This is a genomic window from Sphingobacterium sp. UBA6320 (assembly GCF_002440335.1).
In the GTDB taxonomy this organism is placed as follows: Bacteria; Bacteroidota; Bacteroidia; order Sphingobacteriales; family Sphingobacteriaceae; genus Sphingobacterium.
Window position 1 is genome coordinate 34518 of sequence record NZ_DJTA01000019.1, and the last position, 19412, is coordinate 53929.

At 38.2% G+C, this 19412-nt stretch carries 13 protein-coding genes and 4 tRNA genes; 3 read left to right on the plus strand and 14 right to left on the minus strand.

Annotation, left to right across the window (positions count from 1 at the left end):
• Positions 1-34: 34 nt before the first annotated feature.
• Together B3P23_RS11470 and B3P23_RS11475 are read right to left on the minus strand one after the other, a co-directional pair.
• Positions 35-1147 (minus strand): trypsin-like peptidase domain-containing protein, encoded by a 1113-nt coding sequence (locus tag B3P23_RS11470; protein WP_248754860.1) that lies wholly within the window; start codon positions 1145-1147, stop codon positions 35-37.
• A 25-nt stretch (positions 1148-1172) separates the two neighbouring features.
• Positions 1173-1742, minus strand: a complete 570-nt coding sequence (locus B3P23_RS11475; RefSeq protein ID WP_045756072.1) for an RNA polymerase sigma factor — start codon at positions 1740-1742, stop codon at positions 1173-1175.
• 373 nt (positions 1743-2115) lie between these two features.
• On the opposite strand from B3P23_RS11475, the gene B3P23_RS11480 reads away from it, so the two are divergent.
• Complete coding sequence (locus B3P23_RS11480; protein ID WP_293926075.1) at positions 2116-6123, plus strand: glycoside hydrolase family 2 TIM barrel-domain containing protein; 4008 nt, start codon at positions 2116-2118, stop codon at positions 6121-6123.
• Positions 6124-6474: 351 nt separating this feature from the next.
• Here B3P23_RS11480 and B3P23_RS11485 read toward each other — a convergent pair.
• From B3P23_RS11485 to B3P23_RS11525, 9 genes are all read right to left on the minus strand, one after another.
• A tRNA-Asp gene (locus tag B3P23_RS11485) sits at positions 6475-6548 on the minus strand.
• A 15-nt stretch (positions 6549-6563) separates the two neighbouring features.
• Positions 6564-6640, minus strand: a tRNA-Asp gene (locus B3P23_RS11490).
• Between the two features lie 26 nt (positions 6641-6666).
• Positions 6667-6743, minus strand: a tRNA-Asp gene (locus B3P23_RS11495).
• Between the two features lie 50 nt (positions 6744-6793).
• Positions 6794-6867: transfer RNA gene (locus B3P23_RS11500), tRNA-Asp, on the minus strand.
• Between the two features lie 73 nt (positions 6868-6940).
• Positions 6941-8014: a peptide chain release factor 1 gene (prfA, locus tag B3P23_RS11505; protein WP_045755768.1), complete on the minus strand. Its 1074-nt coding sequence runs from the start codon at positions 8012-8014 to the stop codon at positions 6941-6943.
• A 92-nt stretch (positions 8015-8106) separates the two neighbouring features.
• Entirely contained in the window at positions 8107-8436 is a 330-nt protein-coding gene (locus B3P23_RS11510) for a DMT family transporter (RefSeq protein WP_045755767.1), read from the minus strand.
• A 63-nt stretch (positions 8437-8499) separates the two neighbouring features.
• Positions 8500-9078, minus strand: coding sequence for a Crp/Fnr family transcriptional regulator (locus tag B3P23_RS11515; protein WP_045755766.1), 579 nt, complete (start codon positions 9076-9078; stop codon positions 8500-8502).
• On the minus strand, positions 9066-9815 hold the full coding sequence (locus tag B3P23_RS11520) for a UDP-2,3-diacylglucosamine diphosphatase (protein WP_293926080.1): 750 nt from the start codon (positions 9813-9815) through the stop codon (positions 9066-9068). The genes B3P23_RS11515 and B3P23_RS11520 overlap by 13 nt, the downstream gene beginning before the upstream one ends.
• A 203-nt stretch (positions 9816-10018) precedes the next feature.
• Entirely contained in the window at positions 10019-12193 is a 2175-nt protein-coding gene (locus B3P23_RS11525; protein WP_293926083.1) for a M1 family metallopeptidase, read from the minus strand.
• Between the two features lie 151 nt (positions 12194-12344).
• Here B3P23_RS11525 and B3P23_RS11530 point away from each other — a divergent pair, with 151 nt between their 5' ends.
• On the plus strand, positions 12345-14462 hold the full coding sequence (locus B3P23_RS11530) for a prolyl oligopeptidase family serine peptidase (protein ID WP_293926086.1): 2118 nt from the start codon (positions 12345-12347) through the stop codon (positions 14460-14462).
• Positions 14463-14542: 80 nt separating this feature from the next.
• Positions 14543-15592: an NAD(P)-dependent alcohol dehydrogenase gene (locus tag B3P23_RS11535; protein ID WP_045755763.1), complete on the plus strand. Its 1050-nt coding sequence runs from the start codon at positions 14543-14545 to the stop codon at positions 15590-15592.
• Between the two features lie 81 nt (positions 15593-15673).
• Here B3P23_RS11535 and B3P23_RS11540 read toward each other — a convergent pair whose 3' ends face one another.
• The 3 genes from B3P23_RS11540 to B3P23_RS11550 all read right to left on the minus strand — a co-directional run bounded on the left by B3P23_RS11540 (position 15674) and on the right by B3P23_RS11550 (position 19409).
• Positions 15674-16903: a thioredoxin family protein gene (locus B3P23_RS11540; RefSeq protein ID WP_045755762.1), complete on the minus strand. Its 1230-nt coding sequence runs from the start codon at positions 16901-16903 to the stop codon at positions 15674-15676.
• A gap of 129 nt (positions 16904-17032) precedes the next feature.
• Complete coding sequence (locus B3P23_RS11545) at positions 17033-18220, minus strand: aminopeptidase C (protein ID WP_045755761.1); 1188 nt, start codon at positions 18218-18220, stop codon at positions 17033-17035.
• 130 nt (positions 18221-18350) lie between these two features.
• Positions 18351-19409 carry a TerC/Alx family metal homeostasis membrane protein gene (locus tag B3P23_RS11550; RefSeq protein WP_045755760.1) on the minus strand — a complete coding sequence of 353 codons (1059 nt, stop codon included), beginning with the start codon at positions 19407-19409 and terminating at the stop codon, positions 18351-18353.
• Positions 19410-19412: the final 3 nt, after the last annotated feature.

Sequence of the window (19412 nt, forward strand, 5' to 3'; positions counted from 1 at the left end):
TTGATCCCTTCTGTTTTATATGCCTGATTGTTAATTAATACACCTTTACCATGTATATATAATCTTGTATTCGCTTGATCTGTTCTGTTCGTGAAAGTCCAGAAAGCATGTTTTTCTTATTCAATTTTACCTGACCCTGTAGGGAGTCTGCCGGAATTTCATCCAATGCTTTTAAGATTGATTTTGTTTTGATCGCAAAAGCAGCTCCGTCGATACCTCTCTGTTTACCAGAGATAATTCCGATAACATTACCTTTTGTATCCATCACTGGACCGCCACTATTTCCTGGATTCACCGGAATTGAGATTTGATACGCGATGGTATCTCCTGCATATCCTGTTGCAGAACTCAAATATCCTTGGCCATATACGGCTTCATCACGAGGGAAACCGATGGTGTAAATATCTTCACCTAAATCAGATGCTCCGGTTTTAAACGTATAAGGGAGTGCCTTGCCTTTTTTAAAGCTAGCATCTTCTATCAATAGGATCGCTAAATCATTGGCTGCATCTGAATGGATCACTTGTGCTTTATACGATTCTCCCTTATTATTTTGCAAATAAATAGAATCGGCACCGCTTACTACGTGGTAATTTGTCACCACATAACCGTTATTGGAAACCATAAAACCTGTGGCTCCAAATTGGCTAGCTGAGGCTTCATTTGCTTTTGTAGATTTATTGTTGATATTTTTAAGTGCAGCATTATGTTCATTGACATCTTTCTTCACATTGTTCATATCGCGTTTTAATGCACTATAATCTGTGTTGGCTTTATCAATGTTTTTATAGTAACCTGAAATCCATAAAGTAGAAAATACGGCTACTACAGCCACAGCTGCTGCCACGAGTGAACTTGCTTTCAATTTGGCCCATAAAGAAACAATTTTTGTTTGTTTCATCGGGATCACCTGAGCTTGATGGTGGGATTTGTGATATCCTTTAGCAACTTGTGCTAGTTGCTGTTTAAAATCTACACGAGCTTGAGTTGCTTTCAAATTATTAACAAATTCACGGTGCTGGGTTAATTGCGCCGAGAAAGAAGGATTTTCTGCACAGAAAGATTCAAAAGAAGAACGTTCTTCTTTTACCATTTCATCTCTGAGATAGCGATCTGCTAATTCAAAAAATTCTTGTTGACTCATCATACTCATTGTTTGTTATGCTATTTCGTTATTGCGTGAAAAATAGTTTTTTCAATCTTTGCAGGCATTTATACTTTTGAGTTTTGGCATTATCTGTATTGGTATATCCAAACTTCTCGCAGATATCCTGCATCGAGTGGTTTTGAATATAAAAATCATGAAGGATGGTTTTGCAAGGTTCTCCTAAAAGGGACATCGCATGTTCCATTTGATCAAACTTTTTATCAAGCTCCTGATGTTGCTCGATATCATCGTTATCCGGTAGTGAATCTTCGTAACCCCGGATATCTACTGAACCAAAGCCTGCACGATTTAACTGCTTAAGCCAAAGTCTTCTGCAAATCGAATAAAGATAAGTTTTAAGCTTACTGCTTAATTCAAAATTACCTTTTGAAATCTTATCATAAAGCACGATAACGGCCTCTTGAAAGATATCTTTTGCCTCATCTTCGCTTCCGTTATTTTGAGCAATCATATGGGCAATAGACGGGTAGTACAAGTCATATATTGCATCAAGTGCAATACGACTACCCGATTGAATACCGGCTATGATTTGCTCATCATTCTCGAGCTTATTTGATTTACTGATCTTACTCACCTATTAATACCTTAATATAACTAATAGTAACCCAACGAGTTTAATATTTATGATGTTTCGTAGAAAAAACTATTCTACTTCAGGCCAAACCTACTCTTTTTTTTTGATAAGCGTAAATTTTTTAAACGAAAAAAAGAGCGTTTTGGTATGCGTGAAGATTACATTGGATAGCAAGCTCTTTTACTTTGATCCGTATATTCTAGCTTTTTTTTTGAAGTAACTGAAACAGTTTCATTTATATATGGAAATATTACGCAATCGAATGATTAATTGTCGCGACTTGTATTTCATTATATTGCTTATATTTTTGTATACAACCTCTATTTAATAATTCAATATGATCAAATCATTATCTATGCGGATAAGCTGTCTCATGGCAGTTTTATTGGCATCGACCTTCCAATCGAACGCGCAAATCGGAGATCCCGTCGCGGGCTTTCGTTACGGGGCCGAAACTGTTCCCACAGGAAAAGAATGGGAATCACCACAAGATCTAGCGCTCAATAAAGAGCAGCCACATGCTTATTTTTTCTCCTTCCAAGATGCGCATAGTGCACGTCAGGTATTACCCGAAAATAGCTCATATTGGCAATCCCTTAACGGTACTTGGAAATTTAATTGGGTAAAGACTCCAGAAGAAAGACCTAAAAATTTTTCTGATCCTAACACTGACGTTTCTTCTTGGGATAATGTCGGAGTTCCGATGAGTTGGAACATTGCCGGTATTCAAAAGAATGGTACACTCAAATACGGTGTGCCTATTTATGTGAATCAACCTGTCATATTTCAGCATCAGGTCAAAGTAGATGATTGGCGCGGCGGGGTGATGCGTACCCCTCCACAGCATTGGACAACTTATATATATCGCAATGAAGTTGGATCATACAGACGCTCATTTACCGTACCTACAAATTGGGATGGCCGTGATATCTATATCAATTTTGATGGTGTGGATTCATTTTTCTACCTCTGGATCAATGGTAAATATGTGGGCTTTTCAAAAAACTCACGCAATGTAGCTTCTTTCAATATCACGGATTACTTGAATAAAAAAGGAGAAAATGTAGTTGCTGTTGAAGTATATCGTAATTCAGATGCTTCTTTTATAGAAGCACAGGATATGTTTCGCCTACCTGGAATATTTAGAACGGTGGCATTGACATCAAAACCGAAAGTTCAAATCCGTGATTTAGTTGCTATTCCTGATCTGGACGCCCATTATCAGGATGGAACGTTGACGATCAAGTCTGAAATTCTGAATAAAGGCAAAAAGATTGCGAAAGGATTGAAAATAACCTATAGCTTGTATGCAAATGAATTGTATAGCGACGTCAATAAGGCTGTTCAATCCAATCTGGTTTCGAGTAATGTTGTCGATGTCAATCCCAATAGCTCATCTCTTGTCCATGCTACTTTGCAGATTGCAAATCCAAACAAATGGTCAGCCGAGCGTCCATACCGTTACACTTTGGTGGCCGAATTGAAGGATAGTAAAAATAAAACACTAGAAACATCTTCAACATATGTTGGATTCCGTAAGGTAGAAATCAAAGATACAAAAGCGTCGGATGATGAGTTTGGTTTAGCTGGTCGCTATTTTTATGTAAACGGTAAGACTGTAAAACTTAAAGGTGTCAACCGCCATGAGTCTAATCCGGAGAAAGGAAAAGTCGTGACCCATGAACAGATGGAAAAAGAAATCATCTTGATGAAACAAGCGAATATTAATCATGTTCGTAATTCGCACTATCCAGATGATCCATATTGGTATTATCTCTGTGATAAGTATGGTATATACTTGGAAGATGAAGCTAATATTGAAAGCCATGAATACTATTATGGTGATGCTTCTCTATCACATCCCCCAGAATGGAAGAATGCTCACGTCGCGCGCAATCTGGAGATGGTCCACGCTAATGTAAATCATCCGTCCATTGTATTATGGTCATTAGGAAATGAGGCTGGTCCCGGAAAGAATTTTGTAGCGGCATATGATGCGATTAAAAAGTTTGATACTTCGCGTCCTGTTCAATATGAACGAAATAATAGCATTGTTGATATCGGTTCTAACCAATATCCTTCCATAGAATGGGTGCGTCAGGCTGTAAAGGGTCAATTCAAAATGAAATATCCATTCCACATTTCTGAATATGCCCATTCAATGGGAAATGCATCAGGTAATCTGATCGATTATTGGGAAGCTATAGAGTCCACTAATTTCTTTATGGGAGGAGCTACGTGGGATTGGATCGATCAAGCCATGTATTATTATGATAAGCAATCTGGGGAAAAATTCCTGGCTTATGGTGGTGATTTTGGAGATAAGCCAAATGATGGCACATTTGTCAATAACGGATTGGTTTTCGCTGATATGAAACCTAAGCCGCAATATTATGAAGTGAAGAAAGTCTATCAGAATGTAGGTGTACAAGCTCTTGATATAGCACAGGGTAAAATAGAAATCTTTAATAAGAACTATTTTACTTCTTTGGCTGATTATGATATCGTCTGGTCTTTATATGAAAATGGGGTAGAAGTACAAAAACCTGTCGCAGTAGCCATAGCTGGTGCAATCGCTGCACGTGAGAAAAGGGTGATTACCTTACCTTTTGATATTCAAAAATTCAACAAACAGTCTGAATACTTTGTTAAAGTACAGTTTTTATTAGCAAAAGATCAATTGTGGGCTGCTAAAGGATATGTACAAATGGAAGAGCAGTTGTTGGTAAAAACAGCAGCACAGAGATCATCTATTGCACAGGTTCAAACAAAAGCGCTATTGAAGATCGCTGACGAGCAAAACCTAAAAGTTGTTAAAGGCACTGATTTCGTTATCAAATTTGATACTGAAAATGGAAGTATATATAGTCTGACTTATGCCGGCAAACAAGTTATCCGTGATGGGGAGGGACCTAAATTAGACGCCTATCGTGCACCTGTGGACAATGACAATTGGGCTTATCAACAGTGGTTTCAAAAAGGATTACATGATCTAAAACATAAAGCGTTATCCAATTCGATCTACACAAGAGCAGATGGAGCGATCGTCCTATCATTTATGGTAGAATCGCAAGCTCCTCATGCGTCGACTATCAAGGGTGGTACTTCAGGTACATATACAGTAGAAGAGCATAAAGATAGACCATTTGGTGCCCATGACTTTAAGTTCATAACCAATCAGGTTTGGACGGTCTATCAAGATGGTTCCCTCGAATTAGCGGCAAATGTTACTTCTAATGATGAAACACTTGCATTGGCGCGATTAGGATATAGTATGCAGTTGCCGGAGCAGTATAGCAACTACACCTATTACGGCAGAGGTCCTATCAATAACTATGCAGATCGTAAAACTGCACAGAATATTGAACTGCACAAGAGCACTGTTAAAGATCAGTTTGTGCCATGGCCCAATCCACAAAGTATGAGCAATAATGAAGAGGTGCGCTGGACTGCTTTAACAGATGCAGCAGGAAGTGGTGTGGTCTTTATTGCTAAAGACCATATGACAACTTCGGCATTACCTTGGAGTGAGATGGAATTAACGTTAGCGAGTCACCCCCATAAATTACCCAAAAGCTCGGGCACACATTTGCATATCGATGCTGCAGTTACTGGTTTAGGTGGAAATAGTTGTGGACAAGGACCTCCATTAGAGCAAGATCGTGTCAAAGCCAAATCGACATCATTTGGATTTATCATTCGCCCTATTTCCAATCAAGATTATAGTCAAAAATCTCAAGTCGCTCCAGCTGGCGATATGCCCATCTCAGTTTCGAGAAGTCGTAATGGTGATTTACATATTGCAAGTGAGCAGGCATCGGCAGCATTATACTACACAATTGGTAAAGGAAAACCACAGCTATACAAAGCTCCTGTCAACTTGCGTGAGGGCGGTATCGTAACTGCTTGGGCTCAGGGATATGAAAAATTGAAAGCTTCTTTTGAATTTCCTAAGATTGAAAGTATCCCGATGCAGGTGATTTTTGCTTCTAGTCAAGAAACAGGAGAGGGCGAAGCGTCTCATTTATTAGATGGAGATCCGAGTACCATATGGCACTCGATGTATTCGGTTACAGTGGCGCAATATCCACATTGGGTAGATTTTGATGCGAATGCCATTAAAACCATCAAAGCGTTTACCTATACGCCGCGTCAAGGTGGTGGTAATGGTGCCATCAAAGGATATAAATTGCAGGTGAGCACCGATGGTAAAAATTGGAGTGATCCTGTAGCGGAAGGAAATTTTGAGAATAATGGAAAACCGAAGACGATAACTTTAGCAAAGCCAGTTAAGGGACGTTTTATTCGTTTTACAGCCTTGAGTTCTCAAAATGGACAAGACTTTGCTGCGGCAGCAGAATTCGCTGTGAGCGCAGAATAATAGCTTGAGATATAACAGTAGAGAAGCCTTGGTATATCGCGTATACCAGGGCTTCTCTTTTATAGACAAGTATAGATACGAAAGGATCGTGATTGCTTTGATCGAAATAGTAAGAATTTATCTGGATATGGGATCATGTTGGTATTCAGCTATTGAATAAACATAAGTGGAACTGGCGACATGTGATAGGTCTGACTACGATTGATTCGAAATAAAAAAATTGGTCAGGCTGTTATCATAAGTTGAGGTGCTGGCTGTAGATCGGGTAGGGGGCCATCAGCTTGTGCGGAAGTGTAACCTGGATATAAACAAAAAAAGCCTTCAATTTGCATTGAAAGCTTTTTTTTCCAGCGGTCCGGACGGGACTCGAACCCGCGACCCCATGCGTGACAGGCATGTATTCTAACCAGCTGAACTACCGGACCGTTTTTACTATTTTTTGGCGGTCTGGACGGGACTCGAACCCGCGACCCCATGCGTGACAGGCATGTATTCTAACCAGCTGAACTACCAGACCGAAAAATGTAAAGATTTATTTAAAATTGGCGGTCCGGACGGGACTCGAACCCGCGACCCCATGCGTGACAGGCATGTATTCTAACCAGCTGAACTACCGGACCAAATTTTAAATGTTGTTAAAGAACTATTCGAGATTACTCTCTATTTTTAGCGGTCTGGACGGGACTCGAACCCGCGACCCCATGCGTGACAGGCATGTATTCTAACCAGCTGAACTACCAGACCGTTTACCTTCTCTCTTGAAGGTGTGCAAATATAGCGTTTATTTCTTTATTTGCTAATATTATTTTAAAAAAAACTACTCTACGGCTCCGTCTTTCATCTTTTCGGCATTCTCAGCAAACTGTAATGCGTCGATAATTGGCTGAATATCACCGTCCAAAATAGCTGGCAAATTATATGTTGTCATACCAATACGATGCTCTGTAAATCTTCCTTGAGGGTAGTTATAAGTACGGATTTTTGCAGAACGATCACCTGTAGAGACCAAAGTTTTTCTTTTTGCAGCAATATCACCGTTCTTTTTGTTCAATTCGATCTCGTAAAGTTTAGTACGAAGCATTTCCATAGCCAACTCACGGTTTGCCAATTGTGAACGTTCTACCTGACAAACGACAACAATACCCGAAGGCTTATGTGTCAATTGTACTTTTGTTTCTACTTTATTTACGTTTTGTCCACCTGCACCACCAGAACGTGAAGTATGCATCTCGACATCACCTGGGTTAATGTCAACATCCACTTCTTCAGCCTCAGGAAGAACAGCAACAGATGCCGCGGAAGTGTGTACACGCCCTTGCGTTTCTGTATCAGGAACACGTTGTACACGGTGTACACCAGACTCATATTTCAACTGTCCGTAAGTATCTTCCCCAATAACTTTCAAGATCACCTCTTTGTAACCGCCTGAAGTTCCTTCAGTAACATCCATTACCTCAACTCTCCAGCCTTTTGTCTCAAAGAAACGGGTATACATACGGTACAAATCTCCAGCAAATAATGCGGCTTCATCACCACCTGTACCACCACGGATCTCGATAATCGCATTCTTATCATCCTCAGGATCCTTAGGAACAAGCATCATGCGGATTTCGTCTTCCTTCTCTTCTTTTGCACCTAATAATTCATCAAGCTCTTCTTTCGCCATATCGCGAAGCTCTTGATCTTTCTCATTGCTGATGATATCTTTGTTGGTTTCGATATTGCTCACCATATTTCGGTAAATATGGTATTGATCTACAATTTTGCCTAAATCTTTGTATTCTTTATTTAATTTGGCAAAACGCTTCATATCTTTGATGGTCTCTGGATTGCCTAATTCAGCCTCCACTTCTTCCCATCTTTCTTTTATCGCCTGTAATTTTTCTAACATAATTCACATTATTCAAACTCCGCGACATGCGCATGAGCTTTTAAGCTTACAAAAGTAAAGAAATTTTGTCGTTTTTATAATAGTTCTATTGCTTAATGTGAAGAAACTGCCTTCAAACCTACAATAGATGCAATAAGAGTGAAAATGAAGAATATGCGCCAGAAATCTGCAGGTTCTTTAAAGAAAAAAATACCGATCAAAACCGTACCTACGGCGCCAATTCCTGTCCATACCGCATAAGCGGTACCCAATGGCAAGGTTTGAGTTGCCTTGATCAATAAACCCATACTTAAAAATAAAGAAACGACAAATCCAAAGTACCACAAATACATGGCAGAGCCTTCACTTTGTTTCGCTTTTCCTAAGCAAGTCGTAAATCCAATTTCGAATAGTCCGCCCAATACTAATAATATCCAATTCATAACCTTATTTTTTTGCAAAGATGGCTACAATTCATGAAATTATTTTTTACCTATGTTAAAAAATTAGCGAATGCTGGCACGAATACGACTTAATGTAACTTGAGAAATCCCTAAATAGGAAGCGATATAACCTAATTTGATGCGGTTGATATAAGTCGGGTATTTGGATAGGAGATCCATATATCTACTTTGCGCAGTATTGAAAAGTTTGGACATCGCTCTCTGTTCGATTTTGATGAATTCATATTCGGCGATTTTTCTTCCCAGATTAGCGATTCGAATATTCTCTTCATACAACTTAAATAACGCTGTAGAATTTATTTTGAATAAAGTTGCATCTTCCACTATAGCGATATTCTCATAGCCGGGTTCATTCCTTGCGTAGGTATTGATGGACATTAGCATGCATCCAGCATCATTAAAATCTAATGTTATCTCTCTATTGGGTACTTCATAGTACACACGGGCTAATCCAGATGAGAGGATGTAGATATCATGTTGTAGTTTGTCTTGTTCGATGATAATCGTATTGCGTGGGATATTTACCTCGGTGGTGATTGCTTCAATAGCAAGGATATCCTCTTCCTCCAGTGGATAATAATTCAATAAACAATCGCGTAAACTTTTTTTTAATCCGTCCATTTTTCAAGTAGGAGTTCGTGACCATTCCAGATCGCATATGTATGCTCATTCATCCATTCGCCCAGATTTACAATACGGCTTCCTTCAGAAAGTTTCCGGTCATAAGATAAATGACGGTGACCAAAGATATAAAAATCATGATGTTCTTTAGCTTCCAGTTCCTTCGCGTAACCAATCAACCATTCCTTATCTTCACCTAAAAATTGTTCATCTTCGTGATTAGCGAGTCGGCTGTGCTTTGACCAACGGGAAGCGATACCAATACCTAAATTGGGATGTAAACGGGCAAAAAGCCATTGACAGATGCTGCTGCGGAAAAATTTTTTTAAGATTTTATACTTATAGTCACCTGCTCCTAGACCGTCGCCATGATGAATATAGAATGATTTATGATCTCGTGTTATCAGGAGTTCGTCATCAATGATGGTCGCTTGTAGCTCTTCCTTAAAATAATCGAACATCCACATATCATGATTACCTTTAAAAATGGTCAATTTGACTCCTAGATCAACCAATTCGGCCAGTTTGCCAAGAAAACGTACATACCCTTTTGGAACGACGGTCTTGTATTCAAACCAAAAATCAAAAATATCGCCCACCAGATAAAGTTCTGATGCATCTGCTTTAATATGGTCGAGCCAGGATATGATCAGACGTTCTCTTTCTTTGGATTTACTTTGAGGATAAGAACCCAAATGAAAATCCGAAGCGAAATAGATATTTTTTGCTGTTGACATGTGGTCAAAACTACCTAAATCACTTCGGATTTCAAACTTAGATCTGTCTGTTTATTTACAATTGACGTGACAGGGTCTGTGAAAACACGTGCATTCGTTTTAGTTTTTTTACTCGATACCTCACAAGGCTATAGGTGCGATCCATCTATCCTGACTATGCAGATGTCGTTTGTTGTGGAAGTACCGAATTGAAACTCTTCTTTTTACGAGTTGTTTTTAAGTTTTTTAATCAAGGTAGCTAAATATGTTTTTGCTTCAGAATCGAGAGCAGCAATGGAACGGTCTAATTTTGAGGGTGCTAATCTTTTAATCGCATACAAGGAAGCACTGATGACGGCATAAGACTGTTCTTTTAACCCCTTCTCAATTATAGGTAGATTTTTTTGATCACCACTATTTCCTAAAGCAAATATTGCTGAGGCACGAACTTTTGTTTTAACATCTTGCTGAGCCATGGCTATAATTTTTGATTCCACCATTTTCTTGATGCTAGGGTCAGATAAATCCAATCCTTGAATAGCAATTGCTCGAAGCTCCTCCTCTTGATCATCTAATGCAGCCACTAAAAGTTGAGTCGTTTCCTTGTTTTTATTGTACAGGGCATAACTAACAGCTTGATTGCGGTTAGAGTAGCTAGGTGCATATTTATATTGATAGCTATAATCAGTTTGTGTTTTATTGTCCCGAACTTCTCCTACTAAGATCTTTGCAGGGTCAAAATCTATAAAATTTGGTTTCTGAGCAAAGGGAAAGCTAAATTCCTGACTACGTTGATTAATCACTATAGCCTTTGTCTCTTTACCATTTGCGGTATAAAAATCAATATTTAAAGGTAAACTGAAGGTTTGTACCGTACTATCCTGTACCTGTTTAATTACTATTTTTTGCATTCCTTGTTCATAGGTATATTGAATATCAAGGATGGGGTGCCCACCTTGATAATACCACTGATTGAAATAGGGGCTCCAATCTTTTCCTGTGATTTCCTCCATAGCTAGCCTGAGCTGATGGGTTTCTCCGGTTTTATGTGCATTGTCTGTCAGATATTTTTGTAACGATTGGTAAAAAGCAGCATCACCCATTTGATTTTTTAATGCATATAAAATTACAGAACCCTTGGAATAGGATACATTATCAAACATATCTTCTTTATCATGATAATAAAAACGCGCCAGTGTTTGACTTTTACCATTTTTAGTAGATCTTAAATAGCTTTGCAGTTTTTCAAAACGAGATTTATCTTCTTTATCCTGTCCGCCATCATGACCATGCCAGATGACTTCACCAAAGGTTGCAAAGGATTCATTCATCGTTAAATTGGACCAGGACTCAGCTGTCACAAGATCACCAAACCATTGATGAAAGAGTTCATGTGCAATGGTTCCTTCCTCATTATCATCCAATAGTTCGCGGGAAGTCTTTTGCACAGGTTCACCATGCAATGTTGCGGTTGTATTTTCCATCGCTCCAGATACATAGTCCCGAGCGACTACTTGTGCATATTTATTCCATGGGTATTCTACACCTAAAACTTGACTGTAGTAGGCCATCATCGCTGGTGTTTTTCCAAATATTTCTTTAGCATATGGAGCATACGTTGGCTCCAAATAATAGTCTACAGGAATCGATTTGTAATGATCGTGCGTGATTTTAAAATCACCAACAGCCATCATAAACAAGTATGGAGCATGAGCTTGTGTCATTTTCCACGTATCTGTTCGTGTTCCATCCGCATGCTTCTGTTGGTTTGTTAATGCACCATTGGATAATGTGGTATATTGATCTTGGACAGTAATCGAAATATCCGATGTCGTTTTTTGAGCCGGCTTATCTATTGTAGGAAACCATGCGGATGAAGCTTCTGTTTCTCCTTGTGTCCATATCTGGATCGGTTTATTTGGATCTTTTCCATCTGGATTGATAAAGTAAAGACCTTTGGCATCACTAATGGCGGCACTTCCTTTTGCTTTTAGTTCATCCGGTTTAGCTACATATGATATGTAGATCGTGTATTGATCTGTGGATTGAAATGTTTTTCCCAGATTGATCAGCATCGACTCACCATCATAGTTATATTTTAAGGCTGTTTTTTGCTGATCATGCAGTAAAGAAACTTCTTTAATATCCATTCCTTTTGCATCCAAGCGGAGAGAGTCTGTGGGATAAAAGTGAGGTTTTAGTGTTACCCATTCTTGTCCATAGAGGTAACGCTTGGCATAGTCAAACTTTACATCCAGTTTGGTGTGAATCAGATCATTTATTTTTGTTTCTGTCACTCGGTACTGCTGGATGGGTAACGCTGCATGACTTTGTGCATATGTTGTCGTGACTTGGATACTAGCCCATACGCTCAGCGTAAAAAATAATTTATGTATCATTCGGTATTTCGTTTTTGCTTCCGTAAAATCGGGTATTTTTTGCAATAAACGAATTTAGATTGTAAAAATCTTGAACAATCTAATTCTTTTTTAATCAGGCTAAACATCTGATTAATTTATTAAATTTGTTTATAACCTCATTTCAAAAAATATGAATAAAAAACTGAGTTTAATTTTAACAGTAATCGCTATGTCGTCCGCACATGTAGGAAATGCCCAAGAATTGAAATATCCAGAAACAAAGAAGGGTCAAGTAGTGGATCAGTATTTTGGAGAATCAGTTCCTGATCCCTACCGTTGGTTAGAAGATGATTTAGCGAGTGACACCAAATCTTGGGTTGTTGCACAGAATAAATTGACCTATGATTATTTAGCTCAGATTCCGTATCGTGATCAGTTGAAAAAACAATTGACAGATATCTGGAATTACGAAAAAGTGGGAACACCATTTGTAGAGGGGGATTATACCTATTTCTATAAAAATGATGGTTTACAGCAGCATGCTGTCTTATATAGAAAATCGAATAAAGGTGGACAAGAAGAAGTGTTCTTAAATCCGAATACATTTTCTAAAGATGGGTCAACATCTTTATCAGATGTGAGCTTTTCAAAAGATGGAAGCTTGATGGCCTATTCGATCTCGGAAGGTGGTTCGGATTGGAGAAAAGTCATCATCTTGAATACCGCAGATAAAAAACAGATCGGGGAGACTTTGATCGATATTAAATTTTCAGGTATCGCTTGGAAAGGAAATACCGGTTTCTATTATTCTAGTTACGATAAACCGAAAGGCTCAGAATTATCTGAAAAAACAGATCAGCATAAGGTTTACTTCCATCAACTGGGAACGGCACAGTCTACTGACAAAATGATTTTTGGAGGTACTGCAGTTCCTCGCCGTTATATTGGCGCTTATCTCACGGACGACGAGAAATTTTTGATTATTTCTGCTGCCAATACGACTACAGGCAATGAGCTGTATGTACAGGATCTGTCTAAGCCAGGTAGTAAAATTGTGAATATTTTAAGTGGTTTTGCGAGCAGTACCAATATCATCGATAATGATGGTGACACCTTTTATGTACAGACAAATTTAAATGCACCTAACAATAAATTGGTGAAAATGAATATTCGTCAACCTGAATCTAAAAATTGGGTTGATGTGATTCCGGAGACGGAGCATGTATTGAATGTGTCGACCGGAGGTGGATATTTATTTGCCAATTACCTGAAAGATGCCATTTCTGTTATTGAACAATATGACTATACAGGTAAAAAGATTCGTGAGATTCAATTACCTGGTGTTGGTAGTGCCGGAGGATTTTCAGGAAAGAAAAAAGAGAAAACGATTTATTACGGTTTTTCTAACTATATCACCCCAACTACAAGCTTCAAATTTAATGTCGACAATGGACAATCTGAGGTTTACATTAAGCCAAAAGTAAAGTTTAATTCAGATGAATTTGAATCGAAACAAGTGTTCTATACGTCAAAAGATGGCACGAAGATACCGATGATCATCACTTATAAAAAAGGTCTGAAACTGGATGGTAAAAATCCAACTATCGTCTATGGTTACGGCGGGTTTAATATCAGTTTGAGTCCTGCGTTCAGTGTGTCTACAGCCAACTGGATTCAAAATGGTGGTGTCTATGCTGTTGCTAATTTACGTGGTGGTGGTGAATATGGACAAAAATGGCATGATGGTGGCCGCCAGTTCAACAAGTTAAATGTATTCAATGATTTCATTGCAGCAGCTCAATATCTGCAAAGTAATGGTTATACATCACCAGATTATACCGCTTTATCTGGCGGATCAAATGGCGGATTGCTTGTCGGTGCTACGATAACACTCAATTCTACGATTGCAAAAGTAGCCTTACCGGCAGTAGGGGTATTGGATATGCTTCGTTACCATACTTTTACTGCAGGTGCAGGATGGGGATATGATTACGGGACTGCTCAGGATAGTAAAGAGATGTTTGATTACTTAAAAGGTTATTCGCCTGTCCACAATGTGAGAGATGGGGTTTGTTATCCTGCTACAATGGTTACTACGGGAGACCATGATGACCGTGTAGTACCTGCTCATTCTTATAAATTTGTCTCCGAACTACAGGCAAAACAAAAATGTGACCGTCCTGTGTTGATCCGGATTGAAACCAAGGCTGGACATGGTGCAGGACGTTCCACAGAGGTGGTGATTAATGAAACTGCCGATAAATATGCATTTACCCTGTGGAATATGGGTATCAAAACACTAAAATAAATATCATATCAAAGTAAATCCACTCCCAACAAGAGTGGATTTTTTATGAAAAGCTTTATTTTTACTTAAAATAGAAGAGCATGAGTACAAAAGCATATGCAGCCTTTTCAGAGGCTGAAGATTTAAAACCACATCAAATCCAACGTCGCGATCTGCAGGATAAAGATGTTTTTATTGATATTGAATATTGTGGTGTTTGCCATAGTGATATTCACACAGCAAGGGCAGAATGGGGACAACCACATTACCCAGTGGTTCCAGGACACGAGATCATAGGTCGTGTATTGGAGGTTGGTCCAAAGGTAACCAAGTATAAGGTCGGCGATCTTGTTGGTGTTGGCTGTATGGTCGAGTCTTGTAAGCATTGTCATCCATGTGATGAAGGATTGGAGCAATACTGCGAAAGTGGTATGATCGGTACCTATAATAGCTCTAAATCCAAATATGGTGGTATTACTTATGGTGGATATTCGGAGAACATTGTGGTGGAAGAAGATTTCGTCTTGCGTATTCCGACAAATATTGATGTACAAGCAGCTGCACCTCTCTTATGTGCAGGTATAACAACATGGTCACCTTTACGCCATTGGAATGTGAAAAAAGGAGATAAAGTTGGGGTTATTGGTCTTGGAGGATTGGGACACATGGGCGTTAAATTTGCTAAAGCGATAGGAGCTCATGTTGTGATGATCACGACATCACCTGAAAAAGGAGAAGATGCAAAAAAACTAGGCGCTGATGAGGTTTTGATTTCTAAAGATGCAGAACAGCTAAAAGCACATACCAATAGCTTTGACTTCTTATTAAATACCATTCCGGTTGGACATGATGTCAATCCTTATTTGAATTTATTGAAATTGGATAAAACGATGTGTATTGTCGGAGCGGTTGAACCTCTTCCTGCTGTACATGGTGGTTTATTGATCGGCAAGCGTAGAAACTTAGCGGGATCATTGATCGGTGGTATTCAAGAGACACAAGAGATGTTAGACTTCTGCGGTGAACACGGAATTGTTTCGGATGTAGAAGTGATTAATATCCAAGATATCAATACAGCATACGAACGTATGATCAAGTCTGATGTGAAATATCGATTCGTAATCGATATGAAATCTTTAAAAAATAGTTAGCCCTTATCGGCTAGTCATAAAAAAGGGTTGAAAACGCATCGTTTTCAACCCTTTTTTATGATTATTGACCATTCTCTACTATTATAATTCCCAAGTAGGAAGATCACTCTTCATTTTCGATAGCGTATCCGAGTAATTCTCTTGTTCGTCATCATTAGCAAGTGATAATGCTTGTTCTTGCCACTTGATCGCATTCGTTTTATCGCCTTTTTTATATAATAAATTGGCATAAGTATCTAAATAGGCACTTCTGGCATCTTGCTCAACAGCTTTTTTACTCCATTTTAGAGCTGCATCCAGACATGCTGCATCATTACTATTTTCAAATACCTCCCAAGCAAAGCTGTTTAATTGATTAGAGCTTAAATCTTCAGATGTCAAGTAGCTGTCGATGATATCTCTTAGCGATGTCCAATTGCGGGACTGTACATAATACTGCGCTTTCATCAGTTTGAAAATAGGTTCAAAATTGATGTTGCTATATTTTTCATTGATCTCGCTTTTTAAGGCTTCCCAATTAGGCTCGTTGTTAAAATCGATTTTAGTTCCTAAAACTTCATTGATCGCAACCGAGGCAACAACACGGTTTGCTTCACCATATTTGCCCAATAGCGAATCTATTTTTTCAGGGTTATTTCGGAGTAATTCAAAAGCTTTAGATTGTGTTGTACGTGTATTAGCGATTAAATAAGATGCACACTCTTTAGTTAGATCTTGGGATTTTGTTTGCGAAATGATCACATCCTCTGCTTTTATGGCAGTGCTTTCATCGTAAGCTGTATTTGCAGCTTTAATCATGCGATGTGCTAAAGATAGATCAGTTGGATTATTTTCAAAATCTTTTAATAAGGCATAATATTGAGTTTCTGGATGTAGAGCGTCTTTAGTACGTTCAATAAATTCATCAGCTTCTCCGCCACCGACCATACGGTGGACAAGTTCTCCCTGTGGATTGAAAATCAGAAAAGTGGGATACGCCGCTATTTTATAATCTTTAGCAAAGCGCTCAGCTTCTTCATACCAGCTTTTGACCTCTTCGTTGTCCGTATCAGTTTTATCCATTTGAATTTTAGTGCTGACGAATTTTGTATTGAAAAAATCGCCAACTTTTTTTTGAGGGAATACAGTCGATGACATGTACTTGCAAGGTCCACACCAAGTGGTAAATATATCAACGAAAATATACTTATTCTCTTTCTTTGCCTTTTCTTTAATTTGGTTCCAATTCAGTCCCCGCTCGAATGTTATCCCTTTCTCTTGCCCGATCGCGATGAAAGGTAAAATTAGGAGGAATAATAATATCTTTTTCATAACCAATTCGTAGATAGTGTTATTAATTAATTTGTAATTCTACTAAAGTTATGTAATAAAATTGTAAAAAAAATGGGTTATAGAAATTTATTTCTGTAACCCATTTTTATAATCCTTGTTTATGTAGGATTAGATCTTCATTTTAGACTTTAAATCTTTTTGAATACCGTCTTTATGAACTAAAAGTGATGTTGTTTTGTAACGAACAAATTCTTTTGTTACATATAAATAACCTTTGTAGTCATTTGTAACACCCCAAGAGTTTTTGACGATGTAGTATTCTTTACCTGTTTGATCTTTAGCCAATCCAACGATGTGCATACCATGATCATCTGTTGTTTGGTAGTTGTCAAAAGCTTTTTGTCTTTCTTCTGCTGTAATTTTTGCTTCAGGTTTAGGACCAACAAACATTTCTTGTTGTTCCTGTGGTGTCATTTGCTCGAATGGTTTTGCAGGTACGTATGCTACTCCATTTTTCCAGCTGAAGCTTTTCTCAGAAACATCCGTTGCCCAAGCTACTGTATATCCATTATTCAAGGCATTGTCAATGATATCAGTCAAATCATTGATCTGAACATTGTAAAAACTATCAAAAGACCAGTTATCTGGAATCAATAATACAAATTTGCTGTAGTAAGGTTGATCAGTAACAGATGCAATACCCACATATTCATCAGGTTTAATTCCGATCACTTGATCAGCAAATGTACGAGGGGTGTAGCTTTTACCTTTGTATTGGAAGCTTTTAGGTACCTCACCTAAATATGAATCCATTGCAGCAGTATATGCTTTTTCCCAGTTTGGCGTTAATGTTTTGCTCTTTACAAAAGTAGCTAACATCGCATCCAACATGTTGGTCATCTCGCCAAAATTATTTTTATCAGATCCATAGTGTAAACCTGTGTACTCCGTTTGTGGCAAAGCACCGTAGTGGCGGAATGCATTTAAAACATCATGAAATTGACCACCTTCACCTAAAGACAATCCACCGTGTAAGCGAACGTAATTTTTGGCTTTGCCTAAGTAGGTATTACGAGCAGAGAAAATTTGTGAAATCTCAACGGGTTCTTTTCCCATTCTGATCATTTCTGACTCTAAAAATGAGTTACCAGAGTAAGACCAACATGTACCAGAAGAACCTTGATTTTTAACAGAAGTATTTTTTAAATTAATGACCTCAGTAAAAGTAAATCCAGCTTTACTGTTATCATTTTGATTTGTTTTTAGGGCATTAATTAAATTGTCCTGAGCCTGTACTACTTGTAAAGAAGCTGCAAATAAGGATGCCGCTAATACGAGTGATTTATTCCAATTCATTTTTAAAAAGTTAATGATTTTATAATGCTAAATTAAAAATAAATTCAGTTATCAGTGTGCCAATCGTTGAAAATGATTGTAATAAAATTGTGTTGAACGAACAACGGGGCTTTTAAAGCCCCGTTGTTTTTTAGTTTTCTATTTTGAGATCTTGTTTCTTCGGAAACATTAAGGATGCAACGACGCTAATCACTAGAATGCTGACGATGATAATCAACGAATGGGACGTTGAAAATCCAATTTGTACCAGCCAGTGGTGAAGCAACATTTTTAAACCGATAAATATTAATAAAAATGCTAATCCCACCTTTAAGTAATGGAACTTGTGGATGATATTGACCAATAAGAAGAACATGGAGCGTAAACCTAATACCGCAAAGATATTAGAGAAAAACACGACATAGGCATCTTTTGTCACGGAGAAGATGGCAGGAATTGAATCTACCGCGAAGATTAAATCTGTAAATTCGATCACCAGTAAAACCAAGAATAAAGGAGTCATGTATTTGACGCCGTTTTCAACATGGAAGAAGTGTCCTCCGTCAAGTTTTGGTGTTACTTTAAAATATTTAGAGGCAAATTTTACGACAGGGTGGTTTTGTGGATCTACTTCATCTTCTTGATTTCTATTTAAGAACATTTTAACACCCGTTATCAATAAAAATCCACCGAATATATAAAGAATCCATCCAAATTTTGTAATCAAGGCAGCTCCAAGGAAAATGAAGATAAAGCGCATGAGCACAGCTCCAATAACTCCCCATACCAATACTTTATGGTAGTAACGCTCTGGAATACCGAAAGAAGAAAATAGGAGTACCATCACGAAGATATTATCAACAGAAAGGGCATATTCGACCACATAGCCTGTGATAAATTCTAAGGCAAGGTTATTATTATATAATGCGATGCTCCCCTCTAGATCGCCAGGAATGATTTTAACATCATGCAGATGGGCTTTGATGACTTGTTGTAGGTGATCTAGATCATGGATATTGTGCAATTCGTGGCCATAGTGCCGTAATACCCAGTAAAAGCCTAATGCTAAAAGTACCCATATGATACTCATGATGGCAGCACTTTTTAGGGATACAGTTTTGTCTCCTTTTGAAAACACACCTAAATCGATAGCTAACATTAAAATAATGAAGATTAAAAATCCTCCAAAAAACATGATCTCGTGACTCATTTT

Coding starts and splice junctions, on each gene's coding strand:
- B3P23_RS11520 (WP_293926080.1), bottom strand. CDS start 9,815: ATGTCAACAGCAAAAAATATCTATTTCGCTTCGGATTTTCATTTGGGT.
- B3P23_RS11510 (WP_045755767.1), bottom strand. CDS start 8,436: ATGAATTGGATATTATTAGTATTGGGCGGACTATTCGAAATTGGATTT.
- B3P23_RS11540 (WP_045755762.1), bottom strand. CDS start 16,903: ATGAAAAAGATATTATTATTCCTCCTAATTTTACCTTTCATCGCGATC.
- B3P23_RS11515 (WP_045755766.1), bottom strand. CDS start 9,078: ATGGACGGATTAAAAAAAAGTTTACGCGATTGTTTATTGAATTATTAT.
- B3P23_RS11525 (WP_293926083.1), bottom strand. CDS start 12,193: ATGATACATAAATTATTTTTTACGCTGAGCGTATGGGCTAGTATCCAA.
- B3P23_RS11545 (WP_045755761.1), bottom strand. CDS start 18,220: ATGAATTGGAATAAATCACTCGTATTAGCGGCATCCTTATTTGCAGCT.
- prfA (WP_045755768.1), bottom strand. CDS start 8,014: ATGTTAGAAAAATTACAGGCGATAAAAGAAAGATGGGAAGAAGTGGAG.
- B3P23_RS11530 (WP_293926086.1), top strand. CDS start 12,345: ATGAATAAAAAACTGAGTTTAATTTTAACAGTAATCGCTATGTCGTCC.
- B3P23_RS11470 (WP_248754860.1), bottom strand. CDS start 1,147: ATGATGAGTCAACAAGAATTTTTTGAATTAGCAGATCGCTATCTCAGA.
- B3P23_RS11535 (WP_045755763.1), top strand. CDS start 14,543: ATGAGTACAAAAGCATATGCAGCCTTTTCAGAGGCTGAAGATTTAAAA.
- B3P23_RS11480 (WP_293926075.1), top strand. CDS start 2,116: ATGGCAGTTTTATTGGCATCGACCTTCCAATCGAACGCGCAAATCGGA.
- B3P23_RS11550 (WP_045755760.1), bottom strand. CDS start 19,409: ATGAGTCACGAGATCATGTTTTTTGGAGGATTTTTAATCTTCATTATT.